The 21,896-nt window shown below is 67.7% G+C and carries 20 protein-coding genes and 1 pseudogene; 9 read left to right on the top strand and 12 right to left on the bottom strand.

Annotation, left to right across the window (positions count from 1 at the left end):
* Nucleotides 1-106 precede the first annotated feature (106 nt).
* A complete protein-coding gene (locus tag NOW55_RS06050) occupies nucleotides 107-412 on the top strand; it encodes a hypothetical protein (protein WP_089731653.1) in 306 nt (101 codons plus the stop codon).
* 15 nt (nucleotides 413-427) lie between these two features.
* Here NOW55_RS06050 and NOW55_RS06045 read toward each other — a convergent pair whose 3' ends face one another.
* Nucleotides 428-2,872, bottom strand: a complete 2,445-nt coding sequence (locus NOW55_RS06045) for a DUF7527 domain-containing protein (protein WP_256399189.1) — start codon at nucleotides 2,870-2,872, stop codon at nucleotides 428-430.
* 91 nt (nucleotides 2,873-2,963) lie between these two features.
* Nucleotides 2,964-3,242: a UPF0058 family protein gene (locus NOW55_RS06040; RefSeq protein ID WP_256399188.1), complete on the bottom strand. Its 279-nt coding sequence runs from the start codon at nucleotides 3,240-3,242 to the stop codon at nucleotides 2,964-2,966.
* 115 nt (nucleotides 3,243-3,357) lie between these two features.
* On the opposite strand from NOW55_RS06040, the gene NOW55_RS06035 reads away from it, so the two are divergent.
* Entirely contained in the window at nucleotides 3,358-4,350 is a 993-nt protein-coding gene (locus NOW55_RS06035) for a hypothetical protein (protein WP_256399187.1), read from the top strand.
* An 18-nt stretch (nucleotides 4,351-4,368) separates the two neighbouring features.
* On the opposite strand, the gene NOW55_RS06030 is transcribed toward NOW55_RS06035, so the two are convergent.
* Nucleotides 4,369-6,006, bottom strand: coding sequence for a potassium channel family protein (locus tag NOW55_RS06030; protein ID WP_256399186.1), 1,638 nt, complete (start codon nucleotides 6,004-6,006; stop codon nucleotides 4,369-4,371).
* A gap of 73 nt (nucleotides 6,007-6,079) precedes the next feature.
* Nucleotides 6,080-6,736, bottom strand: coding sequence for a DUF998 domain-containing protein (locus NOW55_RS06025; RefSeq protein ID WP_256399184.1), 657 nt, complete (start codon nucleotides 6,734-6,736; stop codon nucleotides 6,080-6,082).
* A gap of 91 nt (nucleotides 6,737-6,827) precedes the next feature.
* Between NOW55_RS06025 and NOW55_RS06020 the strand changes: the two genes are divergently transcribed.
* Both NOW55_RS06020 and NOW55_RS06015 read left to right on the top strand, forming a co-directional pair.
* The gene (locus NOW55_RS06020) at nucleotides 6,828-7,178 is read left to right on the top strand and encodes a VOC family protein (protein WP_256399183.1); all 351 of its coding nucleotides are present in this window, start codon (nucleotides 6,828-6,830) and stop codon (nucleotides 7,176-7,178) included.
* A gap of 54 nt (nucleotides 7,179-7,232) precedes the next feature.
* Nucleotides 7,233-7,976: a dolichyl-phosphate hexose transferase gene (locus NOW55_RS06015; RefSeq protein WP_256399182.1), complete on the top strand. Its 744-nt coding sequence runs from the start codon at nucleotides 7,233-7,235 to the stop codon at nucleotides 7,974-7,976.
* A gap of 203 nt (nucleotides 7,977-8,179) precedes the next feature.
* Here the strand turns inward: NOW55_RS06015 and NOW55_RS20935 are convergent.
* The 7 genes and pseudogenes from NOW55_RS20935 to NOW55_RS05980 all read right to left on the bottom strand — a co-directional run.
* A pseudogene (locus NOW55_RS20935) lies at nucleotides 8,180-9,883 on the bottom strand (DUF7846 domain-containing protein); the annotation flags it as partial.
* Between the two features lie 283 nt (nucleotides 9,884-10,166).
* A complete protein-coding gene (locus NOW55_RS06005; protein ID WP_256399181.1) occupies nucleotides 10,167-11,318 on the bottom strand; it encodes an ABC transporter ATP-binding protein in 1,152 nt (383 codons plus the stop codon).
* Nucleotides 11,308-12,924 (bottom strand): ABC transporter permease, encoded by a 1,617-nt coding sequence (locus tag NOW55_RS06000; RefSeq protein ID WP_256399180.1) that lies wholly within the window; start codon nucleotides 12,922-12,924, stop codon nucleotides 11,308-11,310. Before NOW55_RS06000 ends, NOW55_RS06005 begins: the two co-directional genes overlap by 11 nt.
* 3 nt (nucleotides 12,925-12,927) lie before the next feature.
* Nucleotides 12,928-14,073, bottom strand: a complete 1,146-nt coding sequence (locus tag NOW55_RS05995) for an extracellular solute-binding protein (RefSeq protein ID WP_256399179.1) — start codon at nucleotides 14,071-14,073, stop codon at nucleotides 12,928-12,930.
* Nucleotides 14,074-14,118: 45 nt separating this feature from the next.
* Nucleotides 14,119-15,288: an alpha-1 4-glucan-protein synthase gene (locus NOW55_RS05990; RefSeq protein WP_256399178.1), complete on the bottom strand. Its 1,170-nt coding sequence runs from the start codon at nucleotides 15,286-15,288 to the stop codon at nucleotides 14,119-14,121.
* A gap of 126 nt (nucleotides 15,289-15,414) precedes the next feature.
* Entirely contained in the window at nucleotides 15,415-16,302 is an 888-nt protein-coding gene (locus NOW55_RS05985; RefSeq protein WP_256399177.1) for a DUF726 domain-containing protein, read from the bottom strand.
* 169 nt (nucleotides 16,303-16,471) lie between these two features.
* On the bottom strand, nucleotides 16,472-17,134 hold the full coding sequence (locus NOW55_RS05980; protein WP_256399176.1) for a MaoC family dehydratase: 663 nt from the start codon (nucleotides 17,132-17,134) through the stop codon (nucleotides 16,472-16,474).
* Between the two features lie 220 nt (nucleotides 17,135-17,354).
* Between NOW55_RS05980 and NOW55_RS05975 the strand changes: the two genes are divergently transcribed.
* From NOW55_RS05975 to fabG, 5 genes are all read left to right on the top strand, one after another.
* Nucleotides 17,355-17,681 carry an AbrB/MazE/SpoVT family DNA-binding domain-containing protein gene (locus tag NOW55_RS05975; RefSeq protein ID WP_256399175.1) on the top strand — a complete coding sequence of 109 codons (327 nt, stop codon included), beginning with the start codon at nucleotides 17,355-17,357 and terminating at the stop codon, nucleotides 17,679-17,681.
* A complete protein-coding gene (locus tag NOW55_RS05970) occupies nucleotides 17,674-18,162 on the top strand; it encodes a hypothetical protein (protein ID WP_256399174.1) in 489 nt (162 codons plus the stop codon). Before NOW55_RS05975 ends, NOW55_RS05970 begins: the two co-directional genes overlap by 8 nt.
* Before the next feature lie 47 nt (nucleotides 18,163-18,209).
* The gene (locus NOW55_RS05965) at nucleotides 18,210-18,764 is read left to right on the top strand and encodes a poly(R)-hydroxyalkanoic acid synthase subunit (RefSeq protein WP_256399173.1); all 555 of its coding nucleotides are present in this window, start codon (nucleotides 18,210-18,212) and stop codon (nucleotides 18,762-18,764) included.
* Nucleotide 18,765: 1 nt separating this feature from the next.
* Complete coding sequence (gene phaC, locus NOW55_RS05960; protein WP_256399172.1) at nucleotides 18,766-20,145, top strand: class III poly(R)-hydroxyalkanoic acid synthase subunit PhaC; 1,380 nt, start codon at nucleotides 18,766-18,768, stop codon at nucleotides 20,143-20,145.
* Between the two features lie 219 nt (nucleotides 20,146-20,364).
* The gene (gene fabG, locus NOW55_RS05955; protein WP_256399171.1) at nucleotides 20,365-21,108 is read left to right on the top strand and encodes a 3-oxoacyl-[acyl-carrier-protein] reductase; all 744 of its coding nucleotides are present in this window, start codon (nucleotides 20,365-20,367) and stop codon (nucleotides 21,106-21,108) included.
* Between the two features lie 103 nt (nucleotides 21,109-21,211).
* Here fabG and NOW55_RS05950 read toward each other — a convergent pair whose 3' ends face one another.
* Entirely contained in the window at nucleotides 21,212-21,883 is a 672-nt protein-coding gene (locus tag NOW55_RS05950; RefSeq protein WP_256399170.1) for a DUF3267 domain-containing protein, read from the bottom strand.
* Nucleotides 21,884-21,896: the final 13 nt, after the last annotated feature.

Below are 21,896 nucleotides of genomic sequence, written 5' to 3'. Positions count from 1 at the left end.
GACCAGAAGACATATACACGAACCACTGCTACCTCCGATTTGCTACCGTTCTCGCCGAGTTCGCACAATAAGGTTTAAAACCCCATACGACAAGTTAACAAATGCCATGATAGACCGACTTGAGAAGGAAGTCGATATGCTGGAACGGCATCTGCAGGTGCTGAAGATGGTCATCGAGAACGAGCCCATCGGTATCGTGAAGATGTCCAACGAGACCGGCTACCCCCACCACAAGGTCCGCTACTCCCTCCGCGTCCTCGAGGAGGAGAACCTCATCGAGCCCTCGAGCCAGGGCGCGATCACGACCGAGCGCACGCTCGAGTTCGTCGAGGAGCTCGACGGCAAGATCGACGAGATCGTCGAGAAGATGAACGGGATGAAGATCGACGACGCGGCCGAAATCGAGAACTGAACGGTTTCCGTCTTCCTACAGCTCCGGCACGTTGATGTGGAACTCCCCGCCGCGGGACTCCACCAGACAGAGGTGGTAGCCCGACTTCCGGGACAGTTTCACGAAGCTCTTCTTCGAGTCCCGACTGAGGAAGCTCCCACTCGTCGCCTCGGAGGCCGTCTCCAGCGCCCCGGGGTCGAAGAACGACGCGGTGACGACGACCGCACCGGCGAGGCTCTCGCTGGTCCGCTTGACCCGCGACGCCCGCTCCTGGAGGTCGACCATCATCTCCTCGGTCGTCGGGTCCCGGGAGTCGTTCAGGTTCGCGACGACTAACGGGTTGCCCATCCGGTCGCGGACGACGACGTCGAACGTGGTCTGCTCGCGCTGCTCGTTGCCCTCCTCGTCGTAGCGCAGCGACACCTGCCCGTTCAGCTCCGCGCGGTCGGCCTCCGGGATGGCGTCGTAGAGGTCACGCATCGGGCTCGCGTTGCCGGTGTCCCGGATCTCGTACAGCAGGTCGCGGACGAACCACTCGACGAAGCGGAACTCGATGCTGTCGTGGAGGAAGTCGACGTAGCGCTGGCCGTCGACCGCGGCGTCGTCCGCCTCGAACTGCGTGTGGTGCTCGATGCGGAGGTTCGTGTTCACGGCGTCGGCGTCGGCCTCGCCGTCGTGAGCGGTGTCGAGCGTCGCCTCGCCCTTCGAGCCGTAGCGGACGAACAGGTTCGTCCCCTCCAGCGCCTGCTGTGGCGTCAGCTGCGTGCTGGCGTCGGCGGCCGGGCCGCGCTGTGCAGCGACCTCGGCCTCGAGCTCGGTCAGTTCGGCCTCCAGCTCGGCTATCTCGGCCTCCAGCTCCTCGACCTCGCCGCGCAGGTCCGCGTTCTCCTCGGCGAGCTGGTCGCGTTCCTCGCGGAGTTCGGTGCGTTCCTCCTCGACGTTCGAGAGCTGCTGCTGGAGCCGGTCGATCTTGTCCTCGCGCTGGAGCATCTCCCGTTCGAGGGGCTCGTCGGTGCCACCGGTGTCGGCACCGCGTGTCGACTGATGCTCGGTGCGTCTGGACTGTCGGCCGGGGTTCGCCGGCTTGCTCGAACCGGTGTTGGCCTGCTGGGTGCTGTTCGATGGCCCCGTGCTCGACTGCTGCGACTCGGTGCGAGCCTGCCGCTGTCGTCGGCTCTGTCGGTTCCCGGTGGACGGCTGGCTCGCCGACTTCGAGGCGTCCGTCGACGTCGATGTGTCCGCCGACTCCGAACGGTCCGGGTTGATGGAGGGAATCGAGCGCGTCTCGCGCCACTCCGCCTCCTCCTCGAACACCGGGTCCTCGCCCTCCTCGGCGGCGGCCTCGCGTTCGACCTCCTCCAGCACCTCGTCGGGTATCTGGACGGGGTCGTGGTCGTCCTCGACGGTCGTCGTGACCGGTGCGGGTTCGGTGTCGTTCCCCGCTCCCGGGCTCGACGCGCCACCCTGACCGGTCGACCGGTTCGGGTCCGTCCCCGTCTCCCGTGACGGCTCCGCACGGGCGCTGTCGGTGCGGGCCCCCGGCGTGTGGCCCTCGTCCGGCTCCGAGCCGGCGGGCTCGCGCTGGTCCCCCTGGCGACCTGTGTCGCGGTTCTCGCGCGTGTCGCGTGCCGTCCGTTCCTCCTCCGCGTCCCGGACGACAGGCTCCTCGCCGGTGACGGGCGTCTCGTCGGCGGTGGCCGTCCGCTCGTTGGCGGTGGCCGTCCGCTCGTCGGTGACCGGCCGGTCCGTCGTCGGTTCGGTCGCCTCGTCCGGTGCCGGGTCAGCGACCACCGGCTCGTCGGCCGGCTCCGTTGCGTCGGCCGGCTCCGTGGCATCGGCCGACTGGTCGGTTCCGTCGTCGACGACGTCACCGGCAGCAGCGCCGGCCGCAGCGCCGGCTGCGGGGTCGCCTGCGTCGCTCGCGGGCTCCGGCTCCGGCTCAGGCCCGGGGATCTCGGTCACCTCGATGTCGACGTCCATCACCGTGTAGATGCCGACCTCGTCGTCGGCCCGCTGGAACGCCTCGTCGCCCGTGTGCAGACGCTCCCGGTTGCCGATGAACGCACAGCTCATCGACCGGCCACCGTAGTAGACGACGTAGTAGTCGCCGCTGAGGACGTTCTCGGAGAGCTCGATGTAGCCCGTGAACTTGCCCGACGTGAGCGTCGAGTCGGCCTCCGAGACCGGGGTGTCGTTGGTGTAGTAGTTCGCCCGTTCCTCGCCGCCCGTCTCCTGCATCGCGAAGAGGAGCGGGACGGACGGATGGGGTGCCTCGTACGTCGTGCCCGACGAACCGTCGAAGTCGTCGATAGTCCCGTCGAAGACCCCGATGATGCGGCCGTTCAGCATGAACAGCCACGTCGTTCCGGCAGTCACGGCCCCGGTGAACTCCGTGTCCGCGAGCGAACGGAGCTCCTCGAAGCCGCCCGAGAACGGACGGGAGTCCCAGTCTTCGACGCGCTCTACCCTGCGCGAATCCATATAGGGTTACAACCGCATGCGGGACAAATAGTTTCCGGGGATTCACCGCTGTACGAGCAACGGTCGCGAGAGAAGCGCCCGAGAAGCGGCCTCAGATCTTCGATTCGGCGTCGTCCGCGAGCTCCTCCATGCGCTTCTGGATGCGGCCGGCGCTGGAGAACTCGTCCTCGCTCATGACGCTCGCCAGGGCGTTCCCGAGCACGAACACGGCGTGTTTGTGCTCGCTCTTCGACTTGTGTACGTCGGACGGGTCGACGTCGAGGTCGTGGTACTGCTGGAACAGCGCGTCCTTGCCGTCGCCCTCCGCCTCGAAGTGCTCCATAATCTCGACCATCTGCTCGTGGAGTTCGAGAAGCTCGTCCTTATGCATGAATCGGTGTAAGGTATTGGCCGATTTAAGGATTGTTGTGCCGCTCAGCGGGTCGAGTCACCGCCGAGGGGCGTAGGCCACAATTTTTATAACCGACCGACGTACCGGGGAACAAATGCCGACAATCCGCCTCGACGTTCCCGAGGAGACCGTCGAGAAACTCGACATGGAGACGGACCTGCTCGGGTTCGAGGACATCCCGGAGTACCTCGACTGGATCATCGGGAACCGTGCGGCCATCGAGCAGGGGACCGAACGGGACCAGCTGCTGTCGGAGTACGCGGCCCGCGTCGCCGAGCTGGAGGAGCAGGTCGCCGAGAGCACGACCGGCGAGCCGCAGACGCGCCCGTCCGACACCGAGGTGACGACCGACGCCGCGGACTCGTCGGGGAAGGCGGCTGAGAGCCCGTCACCGGCCAGCGTCGAGGCCGACGGCGACGCACAGCCCGCGACGGCCGACGGCGGGGCGACGACGAACGAACCCGTCGAGACGGGCGGGACCGGCGAGACGATGGTGCCGAAGTCGGGACCGGACGCCGAACCGGACGACCTCGGGGGCAACTTCCGTCCCGAGCAGGTCAAGCGGTTCAACGACGAACGGCTGAACGAGGAGGCGGACGTGCTGGCCGGCGTCGAGGGAGAGCGCCTCGACGAGTTCGCCCGCCGGGCTGTCGCACAGACCCGGAAGCGGCTCGGTCGCGACCCGACGACCGGCCTGAGCTACCAGTCGAACACGAGCATCGCCGTCAGTAGCGACGACGTCTCCCCCGGCGAGGACATCGCGGACCTCGACGACCTCGACGTGCCCGGCCGCTCGCCGGAGAAGGTCGAACCCCGCCAGGAGGCCGTCGGTGCAGCGCTCGCGTACCTCAAGGACGCCGACCGCGCCCGCCGGTCCGACTTCGTCGACGCGCTGTACGAGGAGTACCCGGCTGGATACGGTTCGCCGTCCGGCTGGTGGAACTGCGTCAAGACCGGGCTGAAGCAGGTCGACGTGGTCGAGGGCGGCGACGGTGCGCGTGTCTGGCGGTTCCGGCGAACGGAGATATCGAACGAGGCCGGGACGCTCCGCGGGCGCGGGCCCAAGCGCGTGGTCGACTCCAACTAGAGGCGGTGTCCCGACGGTTCAACGGCAGAGCTCCCTGAAGCGGTTCGTCCCCTGGTCGGTACCGGCGACGATGAGCTCGTCGCCCCGTTCGACGCGGAACGAGGGACCGACGTCGGTGATGACCGTCCCACCGCGTTCCACGCCGACGACCGTACAGCCGGTCCGCTTTCGCACCTGTGCCTCCTGGAGGGTCTGCCCGACGAGCCCCGCGGCTTCGGTCCGGATGACGTCGACCTGCTGGTCGATGGAGAGGACGTCCTCGCCCTCGAGGATGGTCGAGGCGATCATCCGGCCGCTGACGGATGCGAGCGAGAGCACGTAGTCCGCGCCGGCGCGGTACATCTTCTGGACGCTCTCCGTCTCCGTGACACGCGCGACGACCTCCGTCTCGGGGCTCTCGTCCCGGATGACCAGCGTGGCGAACTCCGTCGTCGTGTCGTCGGGAAGCGTGAGCACGACCGTCCGAGCGTCCTCCAGTCCGGCGGCGCGCAGCACGTCGGGGTCGAGTGCGTCGCCGACCACGTCGACGCCCGACTTCTGCTCCAGATCGATGACCCGGTAGGGGACGTCGGCCTCGTCGAGGCGTTCCGCGACGGTCGCGCCGACCTGCCCGTAGCCGACGACGACGGTCTCCCCGCGGCGGAACTCCCGGACGCGGGAGAGGGTGAGCTGCTTCAGCGTCTGGAGCTGGTCCTCGCGGCCAGTGACGAGCAGGACGGTGCCGTTGTCGAGCTCGGCGTCGGGGTCCGGCGGGCTCCGGAACTCGCCGTCGAACCACGCCCCGATGACGTTGACGCCGGCCTGCTCGCGGATACCGCTCTCGGAGAGCGTCTTGCCGACGAGTTCGCTCTTCCTGTGGATCGGCAGCTCCGCGATGTCGAAGTCGTCGCCGATCTCGATGGCGTCGCCGAGCTCGGTCGAGATACCGGTCGTCACCTTCGAGGCGAGCCCGCGACCCAGCAGCGGGCGGGGCGAGAGCACCGCGTCCGCGCCGGCGAGTCGATGGTAGGGCGCGCTGTCGGGGTCCTCGACGACGCTGACGACCGTCAGCTCGTCGTCGCCGACCTCGCCCGCCGCGAGGACGATGCTCGCGTCCACCTCGTCGGAGACGTCGGCGACGAGGGCGCGGGCGCGGTCGACGCCGGCGTCCGTCAGCCCCTCCGTGCTCTCCGGATCAGCGTTGATGACGTTGTAGCCGTCCTCGATGAGCTCGACGGCGGTGTCCCGGTCGGGTTCGAGGATGACGGAGTCGACGCCCCACGCGTCGAGTTCGGCGATGAGCGCGTCCGCCCGTGCGGTGTAGGTGCAGACGACGACGTGCCCGCCGAGGCTGTCGTCGACGCTCGTCGGGACCGTCGTCGAGAGGATGTCCTCCATGGTCGGGAACACCAGCACGGGGAGCGCCAGGAAGATGAGGATCACCCCGGTCGTGTCCATGATGATGACGAGTACGTTCATCTCGGGGGTCTCCCACGGCGAGTCGGAGCCGAACCCGGTGGTCGTGAACGTCTCGACGACGACCTGGAGCGAGTGGAGGAACGTCTTCGGCTCGCCCTCGAAGACGCTCATCCCGTAGTCGTAGATGACCGCGTAGGCCAGCATGATTCCGGACAGCACGAGGAGGTAGTAGGCGGTCCGGCGCTGCCACTTGTTCATGTCCGGGCGTGACGCTCTACGGGGATAACTGTTGTACGTCGCGGCAGTCGAGAACGGTCGGAGGGGGTGCGTGCTACGTGGGTAGCGAGCCGTCGCGCAGCAGCGTGCGGGCGGTCCAGATGACCCAGCCGCCGAACAGCGCCGCGCCGACGGCCTCGGGCACGGCGAAGTAGGTCCAGGTGTCGCCGTCGCCGGTCCAGACCATCGCCTCCAGCAGCACCCAGACGACCCACTGGAGCAGGTGGACGATGCCGAGCCACATGGTGACGAGCCCGAACGTCGGCGACCGGTCGAGCGCGTACCCGGTTCCGAAGACGAGCAGGGCGACTGTCGCCAGCAGGAAGAAGCCGGCCGCGAACGGGAAGTGGAGCGCGTTGGCCGGGCCGTCGAGGTACGCGAAGCCGATCCCGGTCATCGCCAGCAGCGCGACCGCGAGGACGACGACACCGGCCTTCTCGATGCCGTTGACCGTCTCCGGCCAGAGGCGCGCCGCGAACGGGAGGCCGACGATGCCGCCGAAGACGAGGCCACCGTTGAACAGCAGGAAGGCGAGCTGGTCCGCGGTGCCGACCGCGAGCAGGGGCCTCCCGTTCGCCTCGCCGATGCTCGACAGCGAGCGGCTCTGCCAGCTGAACAGTGGGTCGATGAGCGTCGCCAGCAACAGGGTCACGAGCGCGACCGTCGGCGCGACGAGTCCGAAGTACGTCAAGGTCCGACGCGTATCAGCCATGGACCGAAGCTACCGTTCCAGCAACAAATACCTGTGTGAACTTCGGACCGCTGCACGAACCGTTTTACCGGGGGCGACCCCACGCTGACACATGTCCGGACTCGTGTTCTTCGGGAGCGAATCGTACGAGGCGACGGCCGCGTTCTACGTCGAGGAGGTCGGCGCCGACGTGTGGCTGGAGCAGTCGGCCTGTACCATCCTCCGGTACGACAACCTGCTGTTCGGGTTCTGTGACGCCGACGAGACCGAGACGGAGGGCGTGCTCACGTTCGTCACCGAGGACCGCGACGGCGTCGACGCGTTCTACGACCGGTTCGCCACCCGTGCCCGCGACGAACCCTCCGTGAACGAGGCGTTCAACATCTACAACTTCTTCGCGAGGGACCCGGACGGCCGGACGATGGAGTTCCAGACGTTCCTCCACGAGACGGACCCGGTCTGAGCCGGCCACGTTTTTTGGTAAGCCTAAAGTAGGCGCGTCGGTAAGCCAGAGCCGATGAGCGAGCACTCTCCGGTGGAGCCGTCCGACGTGGACGAGGACGGCTCACCCCGGGCAGACGACCCCCCGTTCACCTTCGACGACGTGGCGGTCGTGATGGGGACGTACAACGAGGAAGCGGCTATCGAACACGTGCTGACAGACATCGACGCGGTCACCGACGGCCGGGCCGAGGTCGTCTGCGTGGACGGCTCGGACGACGCCACCGCCGAGGTCGCCCGCGAGCACGGCGCGACCGTCGTCGAGCAGGAGCCGCAGGGCTACGGGGTCGCCGTCCGCGAGGCAGTCCTCACGCCCGACCGGCCCATCGTCGTCACCACCGACTGCGACGACACCTACCCGATGGAGGCGCTCCCGCGCTTCCTCGAACTCGTCAACGAGGGCTACGACGTGGTCTCGGGCGACCGACTCCACAACGGGGCCGAGGCGATGCCCGCGTTCAACCGCTTCGGCAACCACGCGTTCGCGGCCCTGGCGTCCGCGCTCATGGGCGAGCGCGTCCACGACACCACGACGGGGATGCGCGCCTACCGCCGCGAGGTCGTCCAGGACATCACCTGGACCGAGAACACCGGGCTCTCCGCGGAACTCCTGATCCGCCCCGCGATGCGCGGCTACGACGTGATAGAGACGCCCATCGAGTACGACGAACGCCGCGGCGAGACGAAGCTCGACCCCATCGGCGGCGGCGCTGCCATCGGCAAGTCCATCCTGAAGGTCGGTCTCACGGAACGGTTCTGAACCGCCGCCGAATCCCCGTTCTCGGTGCTTGAAACCCTCGTCAGCGTCCCGTTCAGCCGGACGCCGTCGAGGTGCTCGTCCGGGTGGTCGGGGAGGTACGTCCCCTCCAGCCCGCAGTCGACGACGAGCCGGCAGACCGACGACTCGGGCGGCCAGACGACCTCGACCCCGTGGGCCGTCCGGCGGGCGTCGAACTCCTGACGGTAGGTGAGCGTCGCGCCGCCGTCGAAGGTCAGCACCACCGCGACCGCGAACTCGGTGGTGTCGTTCAGCGGCACCGGGCCGTCCTCACCGAGTGCTCTGACACCGTCCTCGGCGAACTGCAGCCCCTCAGGGCCGACCGTCCAGTTCGCGACGAGCCGGTCGTCGAGTGCTTCCTCGACCACGAACTCGCGGACCTCGCCGTCGCCCTCCAGCCGGACGATGGCGCTGCTCGCACCGGACGGGACGCCGACACGGGTCGTCCCCGAGAGCTGCTCGCCGGACCGCAGTTCGAGCCGTTCGAGCTTCCCGATGGGGCGGTCGGTGGCGTCCGGCACCCACTCGCCGTGGTAGGTGAACCGGTACGGCGTCCGGTTCTCCGTGGCTGCGAGCACCGCGAAGTCGCTCGCCGGGCCACGGTCAAGCGCGTACACCACCTCGCCGTCGTAGCCGGCGTCGTTCCGGAGCGTCTGGAACGGGTGGGCGAGCCAGTCGCCGTACGGCGTCGGGACGAACACGACCGCATCGTCGAACTCCTGCTCGACGACGGGCTCGTAGATGGTGCCGTACTTCTCGGTGGTCCCCGCGTGCTCGGTGACCGGGTCGTCGAGCGCGTTCCACTGTGCGACGCCGACGACCGGGAGGGAGACCACGAGCAGGGCGGCGAGAGCAACGCGTGCGGCGGCCGCCGAGCGCCGTGCGGTGACGGCGGCACGGAGCCGGTCCGCGGCGGCGACGACGCCGAACGCGCCGAACACCGCGACCGGGACGACGAGGTCGAAGTGGTAGAGCGGGCCGAACAGCGAGAGCAGGCCGTCGCCCAGCTCGTCGGGCCCCGAGCTGACGTTGTACGTGCCCCAGAACGCGAGGTTACCGACGCAGACCGTCGGGACGACCGCGAGCAGGAGCAGCGCGAGGCAGTCGTCCGAGCAGTGCGGCCGGTCGAGCCTCGGGCCGGTGGCGGGGTCGGGGGCCGTGACGCCGCCGACCCGTCGGCCCAGCCACGCGGCGACGCCGACGAGGAACGCCGCCGTCCCGAGCCAGCCGCCGACGGTCCACCGCGTCGCGGACTCCCAGAGGAGGACGAGGTTCGTCCGGACCGCGAGCGCGGGCGTGTAGACGAGGTCGTGGTTCAGGATGCGCCGCTGGCCGAACCCCAGTCCGTCAAGCGGTGCGAACGCGGCGTACGGGAACACCAGCGGGTCGCCGGTCAGCAGCCAGTTGTAGGTGAGGGTCGTCACGACGCCGACGGTGCCGAGCGCTGCGACGACGAGGTTCCGGGCGACGAAGCCGTTCGAACCGAGGTCGGTCACGGGCCCGTCGTGGGTCCGATACGCCGTCGCCAGCGTCCAGCAGGCGTGACCCACGAACGGGAGCGCGAACAGCACGGCGGTGTACGGCCGAGCGAAAAAGGCCAGCGCGACGGCCACGCCCGCCAGCACCGCGTACCGGTGCGAGCCGCGGCGGTGGGCCCGGACGTAGGCCAGCGCGAACGCGAGGTTCAGGAGCGTCGTCGGCGCGTACGGCAGGAACACGGACGTGGTGAGCAGGAACGCCGGCGTCAGCAGCACCAGCAGGCCCGCGAGGACGCCGACGCGCCGGTCGAACGCCTCCGTGGCGAGCGCGACGGTGAGGGCGACGATGCCGGCCCCGATGCCGGCGAGCGCGAACCGCGGCTCGCCGAGGAGCAGCCCGAGCGCGAACATCGCCGACGGCACGGGCGCGTACTTCGGGTACATCGACTCCCCCTCCGTGACGAAGAACCACGGTCGGAACGGCTCGGTCAGCCCGCCGGGCGGGGAGGCGTGGAGCTGGCCGTCGAGCAGCAGTGACGCCTGGTGGAGGTAGACGCCCTCGTCGTGGTTGGCTGAGTGGTACGGGAACAGCTCGGTGGCGACGACGAACACGACCGCCGCGGCGAGCGCAGCGAGCAGGAGGGAGGGAACGCGGTGTCGTTCGAGACGGTCGGGGACGGAGTCGGCCATCGGTTCAGCTGAAGGAGCCGTCCTCGTCGGTGGCGGGGAACCAGGCGAGGTCGTGGTCCGCGGTGAGGTCGACCCGGACGGACTGGTCGAGGTCCACCTGGTCGGTGTGGTTGTGCATGCACTCGACGATGTCGCCGTTGTCGAGCTCGACGCGGTAGAGGATGGTCGGGCCGAGGTAGCGCCGGTAGACGACGCGGCCGTTCGCCTCCTCGTCGGCGGTGATGGGTCGGGCCTGGATGTCGTCCGGGCGGACCAGCACGTCGATGCGGGTGCCGTCGTACTCGCCGGCGAGCCCGTGGATCATCCGGCGCTCGACGGCGCCGACGCCCGTCTCGACCTCGTCGCCGTGGACGTAGCCCGAGAGGAACGAGGCGTGCCCGAGGAAGCCCGCGACGAAGCGGGACTCGGGGTGCTGGAACACCTGTTCGGGGCGGCCGACCTGTTCGATCTGGCCCTCGGACATCACGGCGACCCGGTCGGAGATGCTCATCGCTTCCTCCTGGTCGTGCGTGACGGAGACGGCGGTGACGCCGGCCTCCTTCAGGATGCGACGGACCTCCTCGCGCATCTCGACGCGCAGGTCGACGTCGAGGTTCGAGAACGGCTCGTCGAGCAGGAGCATCTTCGGCTCCGGCGCGAGCGAGCGGGCGAGGGCGATGCGCTGTTGCTGGCCGCCGGAGAGCTCGTCCGGGTGGGCGTCGCGGTGGGACTGCAGCCCGACGAGGTCGAGCATCTCGTCGACGCGCTCTGCGGTCGCCTCGTCGTCCATGTCGGTCAGCCCGAACGCGACGTTCTCCGCGGCGGTCATGTGCGGGAACAGCGCGAACTCCTGGAAGACGACGCCGACCCCGCGCTGTTCGGGCACGACGAAGCTCCCGCCGCCGGAGACGCGCTCGCCGTTGAGCCGGATGCCGCCCCGGTCGGGACGTTCGAGCCCGGCGATGAGCCGGAGCGTCGTCGTCTTGCCACAGCCCGACGGGCCGAGCATCGTCAGGATCTCGCCCTCGCGGACCGAGAGCGAGAGGCCGTCGATGACCAGCTCGCTCCCGTAGGCCTTCGACACGTCGTCCAGTTCGAGTACCGTCTCGCCGTCCTCGACGGACGGCCGTTCGTACACCGTCTCCACGTCTGCGGTTATGGTTGCATCACTTGACATCGTATCCCTCCTGTGAGAGGATGACGAAGATCGAGACCGCCGACACGCCCAGCAGGATGAGTGCCGGCACCGCGGCGTCGTAGAACGCCTGGTTGCGGTGGGCCTGCCAGATGTGGATGACGAGGGTCTGGTAGTTCGTCGGGTGCAACAGCAGCGTCACGGGCAGTTCCTTCATCGTCGTCAGGAACACGAGCGCCGCACCGCCGAGCAGTCCCGGGGCGGCCAGCGGCAGCGTGACCGCGCGGAACGCGCCGACGGACGAGCGCCCGAGCGTGCGCGCAGCCTCCGGCAGGGACGGGTGGACCTGCAGGAACGAGGCACGGGTCGAGCCGACCGACTGCGGCAGGAACCGGACCACGTAGGCGAACACGAGCAGCGGCAACGTGTGGTAGAGGCTCGTGAACGTCCGCGTCGAGAGGTAGACCAGCGCGAAGGCGACGACGATGCCGGGCGCGGCGTAGCCGACGTAGCTCATGCGCTCCGTGACGTGCCCGACGAGGGTGTCGTGGCGCGCCGAGAGGTAGGCGATGGGGAGCCCGGCGAGCGTCGCGACGAGCGCCGCCGCCACCGACAGCGACAGCGAGTTCGTCAGGTACGAGAGCTCGAACGGGACCCGCCAGCCCGTCTCCGGGCCGGCGAGCAGCCAGCCGACGAGGATGGCGATGGGCACCACGAGCGCCACCGTGACGACGAGCCCACAGAACGCGAGCGCCGGCCACTTCAACGCGCCGAGCCTGGCGAGCGAGGCCCCACCGCCCTGCCGCCCGCTCGAGAACTGCTCGTTCGACCGGGTGCGGCTCTCGACGGCGAGGATGAACACCGTCACGACGAGCAGCTGGATGGAGAGCAGTGCGGCGAACTCGGTCGAGCCGCGCTGGGTCTCGGACTCGATGATGGTCGTGAACACGTTGTAGCGCATGATGGCGGGCGTCCCGAAGTCCGAGAGCGCGTACAGCGCGGTCAGCAGCGAGCCCGCCGCGATGGCCGGCTGGAGCTGCGGGAGGACCACCCGGCGGGCCGCCTGCAGCCGGGTGTGCTTGAGCGTCCGGGCGGCGTCGATCAGGGTCGTGTCGACGGTCTTCAGCCCGGCGCGCGTGGTTATGTATACGTACGGGTAGGTGTACAGCGTGATGACGAGTATCGACCCCTCCAGCCCCGTCACCTCGGGGACCGACGAGACGCCGAGCGGTTCGAGGAGGCGCTGGACGTCCCCGCCGCGACCGAACGCGGCGGTGAAGACGAACGCGCCGATGTAGCTCGGGATGACCAGCGGGAGGGTGACCAGGACCGTCCAGAGCCGGCGACCCGGGAGGTTCGTCCTGACGGTCAGGTAGGCGAGGGGGACGCCCAGCAGGATGGAGAACACCGTGACGCCGGTCACCATGACGGTGCTGTTGACGAAGACGGTGACGGTGGTGTCGCTCGTGAGCAGTTCGACGGCACGGTCGACGTCGACGGACGAGGCAGCGAGCAGGATCCAGACGAACGGGGTGGCGACGGCGGTGGCGACGGCGGCACTCGCCAGGGAGAGACCGAGCGGGTAGGCGCCGCTCTCGCCGCCCTCTTCGTCGTTCGTCGTTCCTGTGTCGTGCTGCTCGACTGCCATCACCTAGACCTGTATCCCCACCTCGCGCATCAGGTCGATCGTCGGCCCGATATCGGAGAGCTGTGCGAGGTCGAAGTCGGGCGTCGCCAGTTCGTCGACGGGTGGGAGGTCGCCGACGGGTTCTACTTCGGAGATGAGCGGGTACTCGAATGTACGTGTTGCGAAGTACTCCTGGGCCTCGGACGAGAGGAGGTGCCGGACGAAGTTGGTGGCCAGCTCCTCGTCGGCGGCGCTGTCGACGACGCACGCACCCGCCACGTTGAAGACGGCGCCCGCGTCGCTCTGGGTGAACGCGGTCGCGATGGGTGCGTCCGGCCGGGTGGCGAGGACGCGCTGGATGTAGTAGTGGTTCGCGAAGCCGGCACTGAGTTGGCCGTTGGCGACCTCACGCGAGACGACGAACTCGTCGTTGTAGCGACTGACACCGGCATCGAGCATCGCCTCGAGCCACTGCTTGGTCCGCTCCGCCCCGGACATCACGCGCATGGCGGTGAGGAAGCCCTGGAACGAGCCGTAGCTGGGGGCCCAGCCCATCTTCCCGGCGAACTCGGTGTCGGGGACGGCGAAGATGTCGTCCGGGACGTCCGACTCGGAGAGCTCCTCGGTGTTGTAGGGGATGGTCCGCGCGCGACCGGAGGTGCCGATCCACGCGCCGTCGTTGGCCCGGTACTGCTGGGGCACCATCTCCTGGACGTCGTCCGGGAGGGTGACGGTCCGGCCGGCGTCGTCGAGCAGGCCGAGCGCCCCGGCGTTGACCGAGAAGAAGACATCGGCGTCGCTGGCGGAGCCGGCGGTCTCGATCTCGTTCGCGAGCGTCGTCGACGCCTCGTAGCGCGTGTCGACGGTGAAGTCGTCGTACAGGTCCTCGATGTAGTCGAGGAGCGGACTGACGAGCGGCGAGCCGCGGCCGGAGTAGAGCGAGAGCGTGCCCGACAGTTCGGGCATGTCGGCTATCGGCGTGCCGCCGGGGGCCGGTCGGCCTTCCATCCCGGAGCCGATGAGCCCGATATCGTCGTCGTCGTCATCGTCGTCGCCGGTGAGGGAGCCGATACAGCCTGCGGAGGCCACGATTCCCGTCGCGGACGCCGCCGCGAGGAAGCGGCGACGGTCGATGCGGGAGTCGGGCACGTCGGAGTCGTTCTGGTTCATAGTTGGTTTAGGTCTGCCTAAATGTTTTATAGCTGCCGATACACCTCAGTCGTCGGCCGGTGCCGGAACCGGGTCGTGCCCCGCGACGGGTGCGAGCTCGTCGAGGCAATCGAGCCAGTCGAGGCAGTACTCGCCGACGTAGTTGAGGAACTCACCGTTCTGGTAGTCGTCGAACTCACCCTCGACGAGGGCGTCGGCCATGGCGGCCATGACGCCGGCGTAGGTGTCCGCGTCCGCGCCCTCGCCGTCGACGATCTCCCAGAAGTGCTCGTTGCACTCCAGCCCGGCGACCTCGTTCGTGAGGTCGTCGAACGTCGAGCGCGGGGCCTTGTTGTGCTCGCAGAGAGGATCGCCGTTGACGACCTGCCCGCCGAGCACGTCGGCGGCGCGCTTGAGGAACACGCCCGACCAGATGTCGTCGAAGCGGCCGACGTTCCACGGGTTGTCGTCCATCGGGCACTGGTAGAACGCCGGGACGACCTCGCGGCGGAACGCGAGGTTCATCGAGCAGACGGTGAGGTAATTGCCGTCGGCGGCGACGAACTGCTCGCCGAAGTCGTCCGCGCTGGTCCGGGTCTGGGCCTGTCCCTCCAGGTCGCCGTCCATCAGGATGCGGACGGCGTCGAGGTCTGGCACGTTCGTCCAGAGCCCCTGCGAGGCGACGACGTGGTCGACCGTCGTCGTGTCCGTCTCGACGGTCTCGTCCATCGCCGCGTAGGGGTAGCCGCGCGGGTAGAGGCCGTGTTCGTCGGCGTTCTCGTAGAGCACGTTGACCCACTGCTCGTCGGAGGCGACGCGTTCGATCTCGCCCTCGTAGGCGAGGTTGGCCATATGCTGGCCGAAGAAGTCGTGGTCCTCGTGAGGGAGCGTGTCGTCGTCGATGAAGAAGCCGTACTCGAACTCGTTGTGCCAGAGGTAGAGCAGGCCGAACGAGGTCTGTGCGTGGCTCGCCGCCGGGACGAGGTGGCTGTACTCGCTGACGCCCTGTTCGTCGTACCACGCCTCGCGGTCGGACTCGTCGAAGACGCGCCCCGACACGTCGAGGTCGTCGAGCATCGCCCGCATGGCGTCGGCATCACAGAAGTCCTCCGTGACGAGGACGAAGTGGAGTCGGTCCGTCTCGAAGCCGTGGTCCCGGGCGTTCGCGGCGTACGAGCGGATGCACTCGTACTCGCGGATGGTCGGGACGACGACGCAGATGTCCTGACTGGTCATCGCTTACCCGAACTCTGTTTAGGGCAGCCTAAAAGTGTGTCTATTTAGGCTCGCCTAAATGGTGGAGTTACCGACCGCTGTCCGGGGGTGAGGGACTGGACCTCGGAAAAATCAGCTCCGGGAGGTCTACCACTCCGCGACGACTTCGCCCACGCACCCGTCGCCGGGGTAGTAGTACGAGTAGTGGTCGGGGACGTAGTCGACGTTGTGGTCCTCGTAGTTCGCGGGCGGGGTACCCTCACAGCCCTCCTCGCCGACCGCGGAGTCGAACTCGGCGGTCGTGTACGCCCAGTTGAGCACGTCGTCGTCGGACTTCCAGTAGTTGTCCACCTGTCCGACGGCGTTCGCGAGGTCCGGGCCGTAGCGACCGCCGGTGGAGACGGCGTCGTTGTCGGCCGCCCCGCCGAGCAGCGAGACGGACTGGACGGCGTCGGTGATGCCGTTCGCGTTCAGCACCTCGATGCAGCGCAGGGTCACCCGCGCGCCGAGGGAGTGACAGACGAGCCTGATGGTCGTTCCGGGGTTGGCCTGCCGGTAGGTGTTGACGAAGTTCGCGAGCTTCTTGCCGTTCTCCTCGGCGATCTCGGTGGAGTCCCACCAGCCGAACACGCTGGAGTCGGAGTCCCAGCTGAAGCCGATGACCGCGCCGTCGTGGCCGTTGTCCCGGTAGGCTGCCTCCGCCGTCTGGAACCCCTCGACGGCGCTGTCGGGTTCGTTCATCCAGCCGTGGACGTGGACCAGTAGCTCGTCCGGGGCCGCCGAATCGAGGCCCGGGATGTCGCCGGCGGTGTCGTAGTCCCACTCGGTGTGGCCGTCGGTCAGGTAGACCGAGCCGTACCAGGTGATGTCGTAGTGACCCCGCGTGGTCACTCGCGGGTACGTGTCCGCCGCCGCGGTGCCCGATGCGCCGACTGCGAGGCCGGTGCCGGCTGCTGCGGTGGCTGTTGCACCGAGGAACCGTCGTCGACTGACGTTCTGTGCGCCGTGTTGCCTGCTGTCATGCCCGTGTGACATTACCAATCGTAACTGGGGGAGGAGATTTAAAACCCGGCGGAAATCAGGAAAATAAAATTTAACTCGGTTCTCGATTAACGTATCGTCGTCGCTCCGGTCTCCGTATCGCGAGCCACGCCGCCGACTCCGCCAGTCGTCGGTGTCAGGTCGCGCTGTCGGGACGGGCGACCTATTCGGGGAGGTCGTCGATGAGGACGACCGCCTCGCCGTCGACGACGACCCGTTCGTCGTCGTCGTCCTCGATGACCGTCGAGAGCCGGTACTGGCCGTTGCCGAGGTCCTCCAGCACCTCGACCGTCGCGGTCACCCGGTCGCCGATGCCGACGGGCGCCTCGAAGGTCAGCTCCTGTGAGAGGTAGATCGTCAGGCCGGGGAGTCGAGCGAGTGCCGCACTCACGAGGCCCGAGACGAGCGTTCCGTGTGCGATGCGGCCGCCGAAACGCGTGGTGGCCGCGAACTCGTCGTCGAGGTGGATCCGGTTCGTGTCACCGCTCGCGGCCGCGAACGCGCGGACGTCCTCCTCGCTGAGCGTCTTCGAGAAGACCACGGTGTCGCCCACCGTGATGTCCGCGGCCTTCTCGACGGTCCGTTCGAACGTCCAGTCGGCGTGTTCGTACACGACAGACGGGACGGAGGCCTCGACGACCTCGTCGTCGTCGCTCGCTGTCGTGTCGTCCCTGGCCACCGACGACGCCTCCATCGCGGGTGTGAAGGCCGCGAACGCTGCTCGGTTCGCCGCCGTCGCCCCCTTGACGGCACTCTCCGCGAAACTGGTCCACGCGGTCGCCATCGCTGTAAAGGGCGACGCTACGTGGGTTTCTCGTTCACCCATGATGCCCCCCTAAGACAGGCGAGCGTATGACTCCTTTGGCCTGGCCGGGGTTCGGACCGCCCGTTTCCGTCCATCCACGGACAGATACGGTGGTGTGGTACCGCGCCGAACAGCCGTCTCGGGACGATTGCAGCCGCCACGGCTCCACCCAATGCCATTCAATGGTTCTCGTTGGTTTTCAGCGGAACGTTTATGCTGCTGGCCGCTGTATCACTGTGTGATGACGGATGATTCGCCGAAGATGCCGTGGTCCCCGTTCATGCTCCAGCAGATGCAGGAACAGATGACGGAGGCGAGCGAGCAGATGATGGGGTCCCAGACGGAGCTGTGGGAACAGTTCCTCAAGAGCGGGGCCGGCGGGTCGGACACGATGTCCGACCTGACCGCGATGAGTCGTGGCGCGGCGATGTTCAAGACCCGCGTCCAGAGCAGCGGTCGCATCAGCATCCCCGACGCCGAGCGCGAGGCGCTCGACATCGGGGAAGGCGACATCGTCCAGACGATAGTCATCCCAGTCAAACGCAACAACAGTGATTCCGATGAGTGAAACTACACAGAACCCGATGAAGCCCGTCTTCCAGATGCAGCGCACGATGCTCGAGAGCAGCCAGCAGGCGACTCACGAGGTCATCGAAGCCCAGAAGGAGGCGGTCGCACAGATGACCGAGTCCGCAGAGCAGTACCAGTCGCTCAGCGAGCAGAACGTCGAGCTGTCGAAGAAGGCGCTCCACGCGTACTTCGACGCCGTCGAGTCCGTGATGCCCGAGGGCTCCGTGGACTTCACGGAGTTCGAGGAGCTCCTCGACGAGCAGTACGACGCGCTCACCGAGAACCAGGCCCGCATGCTGGAGGCCAGCATCGAGGCGATGGAGGAGAACGCCGACGCCTTCGACCAGTACGCGGACAGCTACACCGAGGTCGTCGACAGCTCCTTCGACTCGTTCCTCGAGGCGCACGAGCGCATCGAGGCCAGCTTCGAGGACGCGAGCGAGCAGTTCGAGGACGCGGCAGAGGAGCTCACGGTCTGAGCCCTCCGACGAGTCCTTTTACAATCAGCGAAACCCATCTTCAAACAATGACAGACTCATACCCCCAATCGACGGTACCGACCGAGTGGAACGACTTCGTCTCGCGCATGAACGAGCAGTTCTTCGAGGCGATGGAGAAGAACATGGAGGCCCAGGCGGAGTTCGTCGAACAGTGGTCCGAGACGGTCGAAGGGACCGGCGGCGAGATGGGTGACCTCGACGAGAGCGTCGAGGGCTACAAGCGCGCCTACGAGGCCTGGATGGACGCCGCCGAGCAGATGATCGAGCGGAGCGAGGACGGCATGCAGGGCGAGGAGGTCGAGTTCGAGGAGTTCCGCGACATCTGGCTCAACACGGCGAACCAGGCGTTCAAGGAGGTCATGTCCACGAGCGCGTTCGCCGCCTGGACCGGCTCCAGCGTCGGCCAGATGCTCGAGATGCAACAGCAGGCCGACGAGGCCGCGGAGGACACGCTCCACACGCTCGGCTTCGCCACCGAGGGCGACGTGGTCGAGATCGGCGACCGACTCGTCGAACTCGAGCGCCGCCAGCACGCCGTCGAACAGAAGCTCGACAGCGTCCTCGAACACCTGGAGGAGTAAGATGCAGAACCCGTTCGCAGCAACACTCGACATGCAGCGTCAGGCCTGGGAGAACGCCTCCGAGCTGTTCGAGAAATCCCAGGTCGCACCCGACCGTGCGGAGACCCTTCAGGAGGTCGATGTCGGCGAGACCCCCAGCGAGGTCGTCTACGAGGAGAACAAGCTCCGGCTGCTCCACTACGAGTCCCGCACGGACGAGCAGGAGCCGGTGCCGATCCTCATCGTCTACGCGCTCATCAACCGGCCGTACATCCTCGACCTGCAGCCCGACCGGTCGGTCATCCGGACGCTGCTCGACAACGGCTACGACGTCTACATGATCGACTGGGGCGAGCCGTCGAACCTCGACCGCTCGCTCACGCTCGACGACTACGTCAACCGCTACATCGACAACTGCGTCGACGAGGTCCGCCACCGCTCCGGTCAGGACGCCATCAACGTCCTCGGCTACTGCATGGGCGGCACGATGTCGACGATGTACGCAGCGCTCCACCCCGAGAAGGTCCACACGCTGGCGCTGATGGCCGCCGGTCTCTGCTTCGCCGGCGACTCCGGCGTGCTGGAGCTCTGGGGCGCGGAGGACTTCTACGACCCCGAGAAGGTCACCGACACGTTCGGGAACGTCCCCGCGGAGTTCCTCGACGTCGGCTTCGCGCTGATGGACCCCGTCCAGAACTACGTCACGAAGTACGTCCGGTTCTACGAGAACATGGAGGACGAGGACTTCGTGGAGAACTTCGCCCGGATGGAGGAGTGGCTCGGCGACGGCATCGACGTCGCCGGCGAGACGTACAACGAGTTCATCCGCGACGTCTACCAGGGGAACAAGCTCATGGAGAACGAGCTCTACCTGGGTGGCGAGCACGTCGACATCGGGAACATCGAGATGCCCGTGCTCCAGATCGTCGCGGAGTACGACCACCTCATCCCGCCCGAGGCGTCGAAGCCGTTCAACGACGTGCTCCCGAGCGAGGACAAGACGATCATGGAGTTCCCGACCGGCCACATCGGCATGTCGGTCTCCTCCCGCAGCCACGCCGAGCTCTGGCCCGATGTCTGCGACTGGTTCGGCGAGCGCATGGTCGACGACACCGGCGCCGTGTCGACGCCGACCGCCGACGCCGAACCGGCGACGGACGCGGACGCATCCGAGGAGAGCGACGGGTCGAGCGTCGAGATCGAAGTCGAGGGAACGGAGGCCTCCGACCTGGAGGACGTCGATGGCATCGGCCCGGCGTACGCCGAGCGGCTGCGGGACGCCGGTGTCGACTCCATCGCCGCGCTCGCGGCGGCCGACGCCGTCGAGCTCGCCGAGACGGCCGACCTGCCGGTCTCCCGCGTCGAGGACTGGGTCGACGCGGCGACCGCACACACCGAGTAGGGTCCGGCCGTCAGGCACCGCTGTCACCGGTCTAGGGACCACTGTTACCGGTCCTGGGATTCGGCCATCGCGGCCGACACCCGGCTGGGTTTCTATCGTTTCGCTGACTGCCCCTGAGGAATATTTAAGTTCGTTTTTCGTGAACATCTGGTATGGACGGACGACCGGGTCCGGCGGCCGTCGCCGTGGCCCGAGTCGTCCGCGCCCTGGACACCTATCATGCACATGGACGGACGCACATGCGTCATCACAGGCGCTGGACGCGGTATCGGACGCGGCATCGCAGAACACCTCGGTCGAGAGGGGGCGAACGTCGTGGTCAACTACCGGTCGTCGGCCGAGTCGGCGGAGTCAGCCTGCGAGACGATCCGACGCGAGGGCGGCGACGCCATCGCCTCGCAGGCTGACGTGACCGACATCGTCGAGGTCGAGGCCATGCGCGAGGAGGCACACGACGCCTTCGGCTCCGTCGACGTCCTCGTCAACAACGCCGGCATCACGAAGGACACCCGCTTCGTGAAGATGTCCCGTGAGGACTGGGACATGGTGATGGACGTGAACCTCGGCGGGATGTTCAACTGCACGAAGACGTTCTACGACGACATCTGGGAGGCCAAGGAGGGCCGGCTCATCAACATCTCCTCCATCGTCGGCAAGCAGGGGAACTTCGGGCAGGCGAACTACGCCGCGGCGAAGGCGGGGATGTTCGGGTTCACGCGCACCATCGCCATCGAGCTCGCGAGCGGCGGCTCGACGGCGAACTGCGTCGCCCCCGGATTCACCCGGACCGATATGCTCGAGAGCGTGCCCGAGGACGTGAAAGAGCGCATCGTCTCCCAGATCCCGCTCGGTCGGTTCGCGGAGATCGAGGACATCGCGGCCATCGTCCGGTTCCTCGCGAGCGAGCAGTCGTCGTACATCACCGGCGAGGTCATCGACGCCAACGGCGGGATGGACCTGTAGGTTGGCGACGACGGCATCCGGTCTCCTTCTCGCGCGAGGATCGCCCGTCACCTGGTCCCGACGCAGTCACTCCGGCTCGTAGCGTCACCTGGTCCCGACGCAGTCACTCCGGCTCGTAGACGTAGGAGGTGTAGGCGTCCACGTCGTAGAACAGGGTTCCGGGTGGGAGCTGGCGCAGCCGCCAGACGACGAACAGGTCGCCGACGGCACCGCCGGTGTTCAGGACGAGCCCGAACCAGACGAACGGGACGTGTGGCCCCGGAATCAGGAGCAGAAGGACGCCGATGGGAGTCAGGACGACGAGCGGGGCGACCACGGCGATGGCGAGCTGGCGTCGGGTCTGGAACTGCTCGAAGATGGCCGTGTAGAACGCGCCGAGCCTGGGGGCGACACCGAACGAGACGTCGAAGCCGAGCAGCCGGAAGACGAGTCCGTGGACCAGCTCGTGGAGGACGACGGTGCCGACGAGCGCGACGATGAACACCGTGCCGAAGCTGACGGTGTCGAGCGCGAGCGTGAACCCCTCGGTGGTCTCCTCGAAGACGACGAACGGGAACGCGGTTTCGAAGCCTGTGGTCGTGGTCGCCAGCCAGGCGAAGGCCACCAGCGCGACGGGGCTGACGACGACCGAGAGCAGGGTGAGCGTCAGCGCCGAGTAGCGAAATGGCGTCCCGGCGCGGTAGCCCGCTCTCGTCGGGGGCTCGTACGCACCGTCGTCCGGTTGCGTGGGGACCTCCGTGGGTTCACGGCCGTCTCGGTCCGGTGACGACGACATGAAACGGTGGTCT

The organism is Haloarchaeobius litoreus (genome assembly GCF_024495425.1).
In the GTDB taxonomy this organism is placed as follows: domain Archaea; phylum Halobacteriota; class Halobacteria; order Halobacteriales; family Natrialbaceae; genus Haloarchaeobius; species Haloarchaeobius litoreus.
The sequence above is the reverse complement of the archived record's forward strand: the minus strand, read 5'-3'. Positions and strand labels throughout refer to the sequence as shown.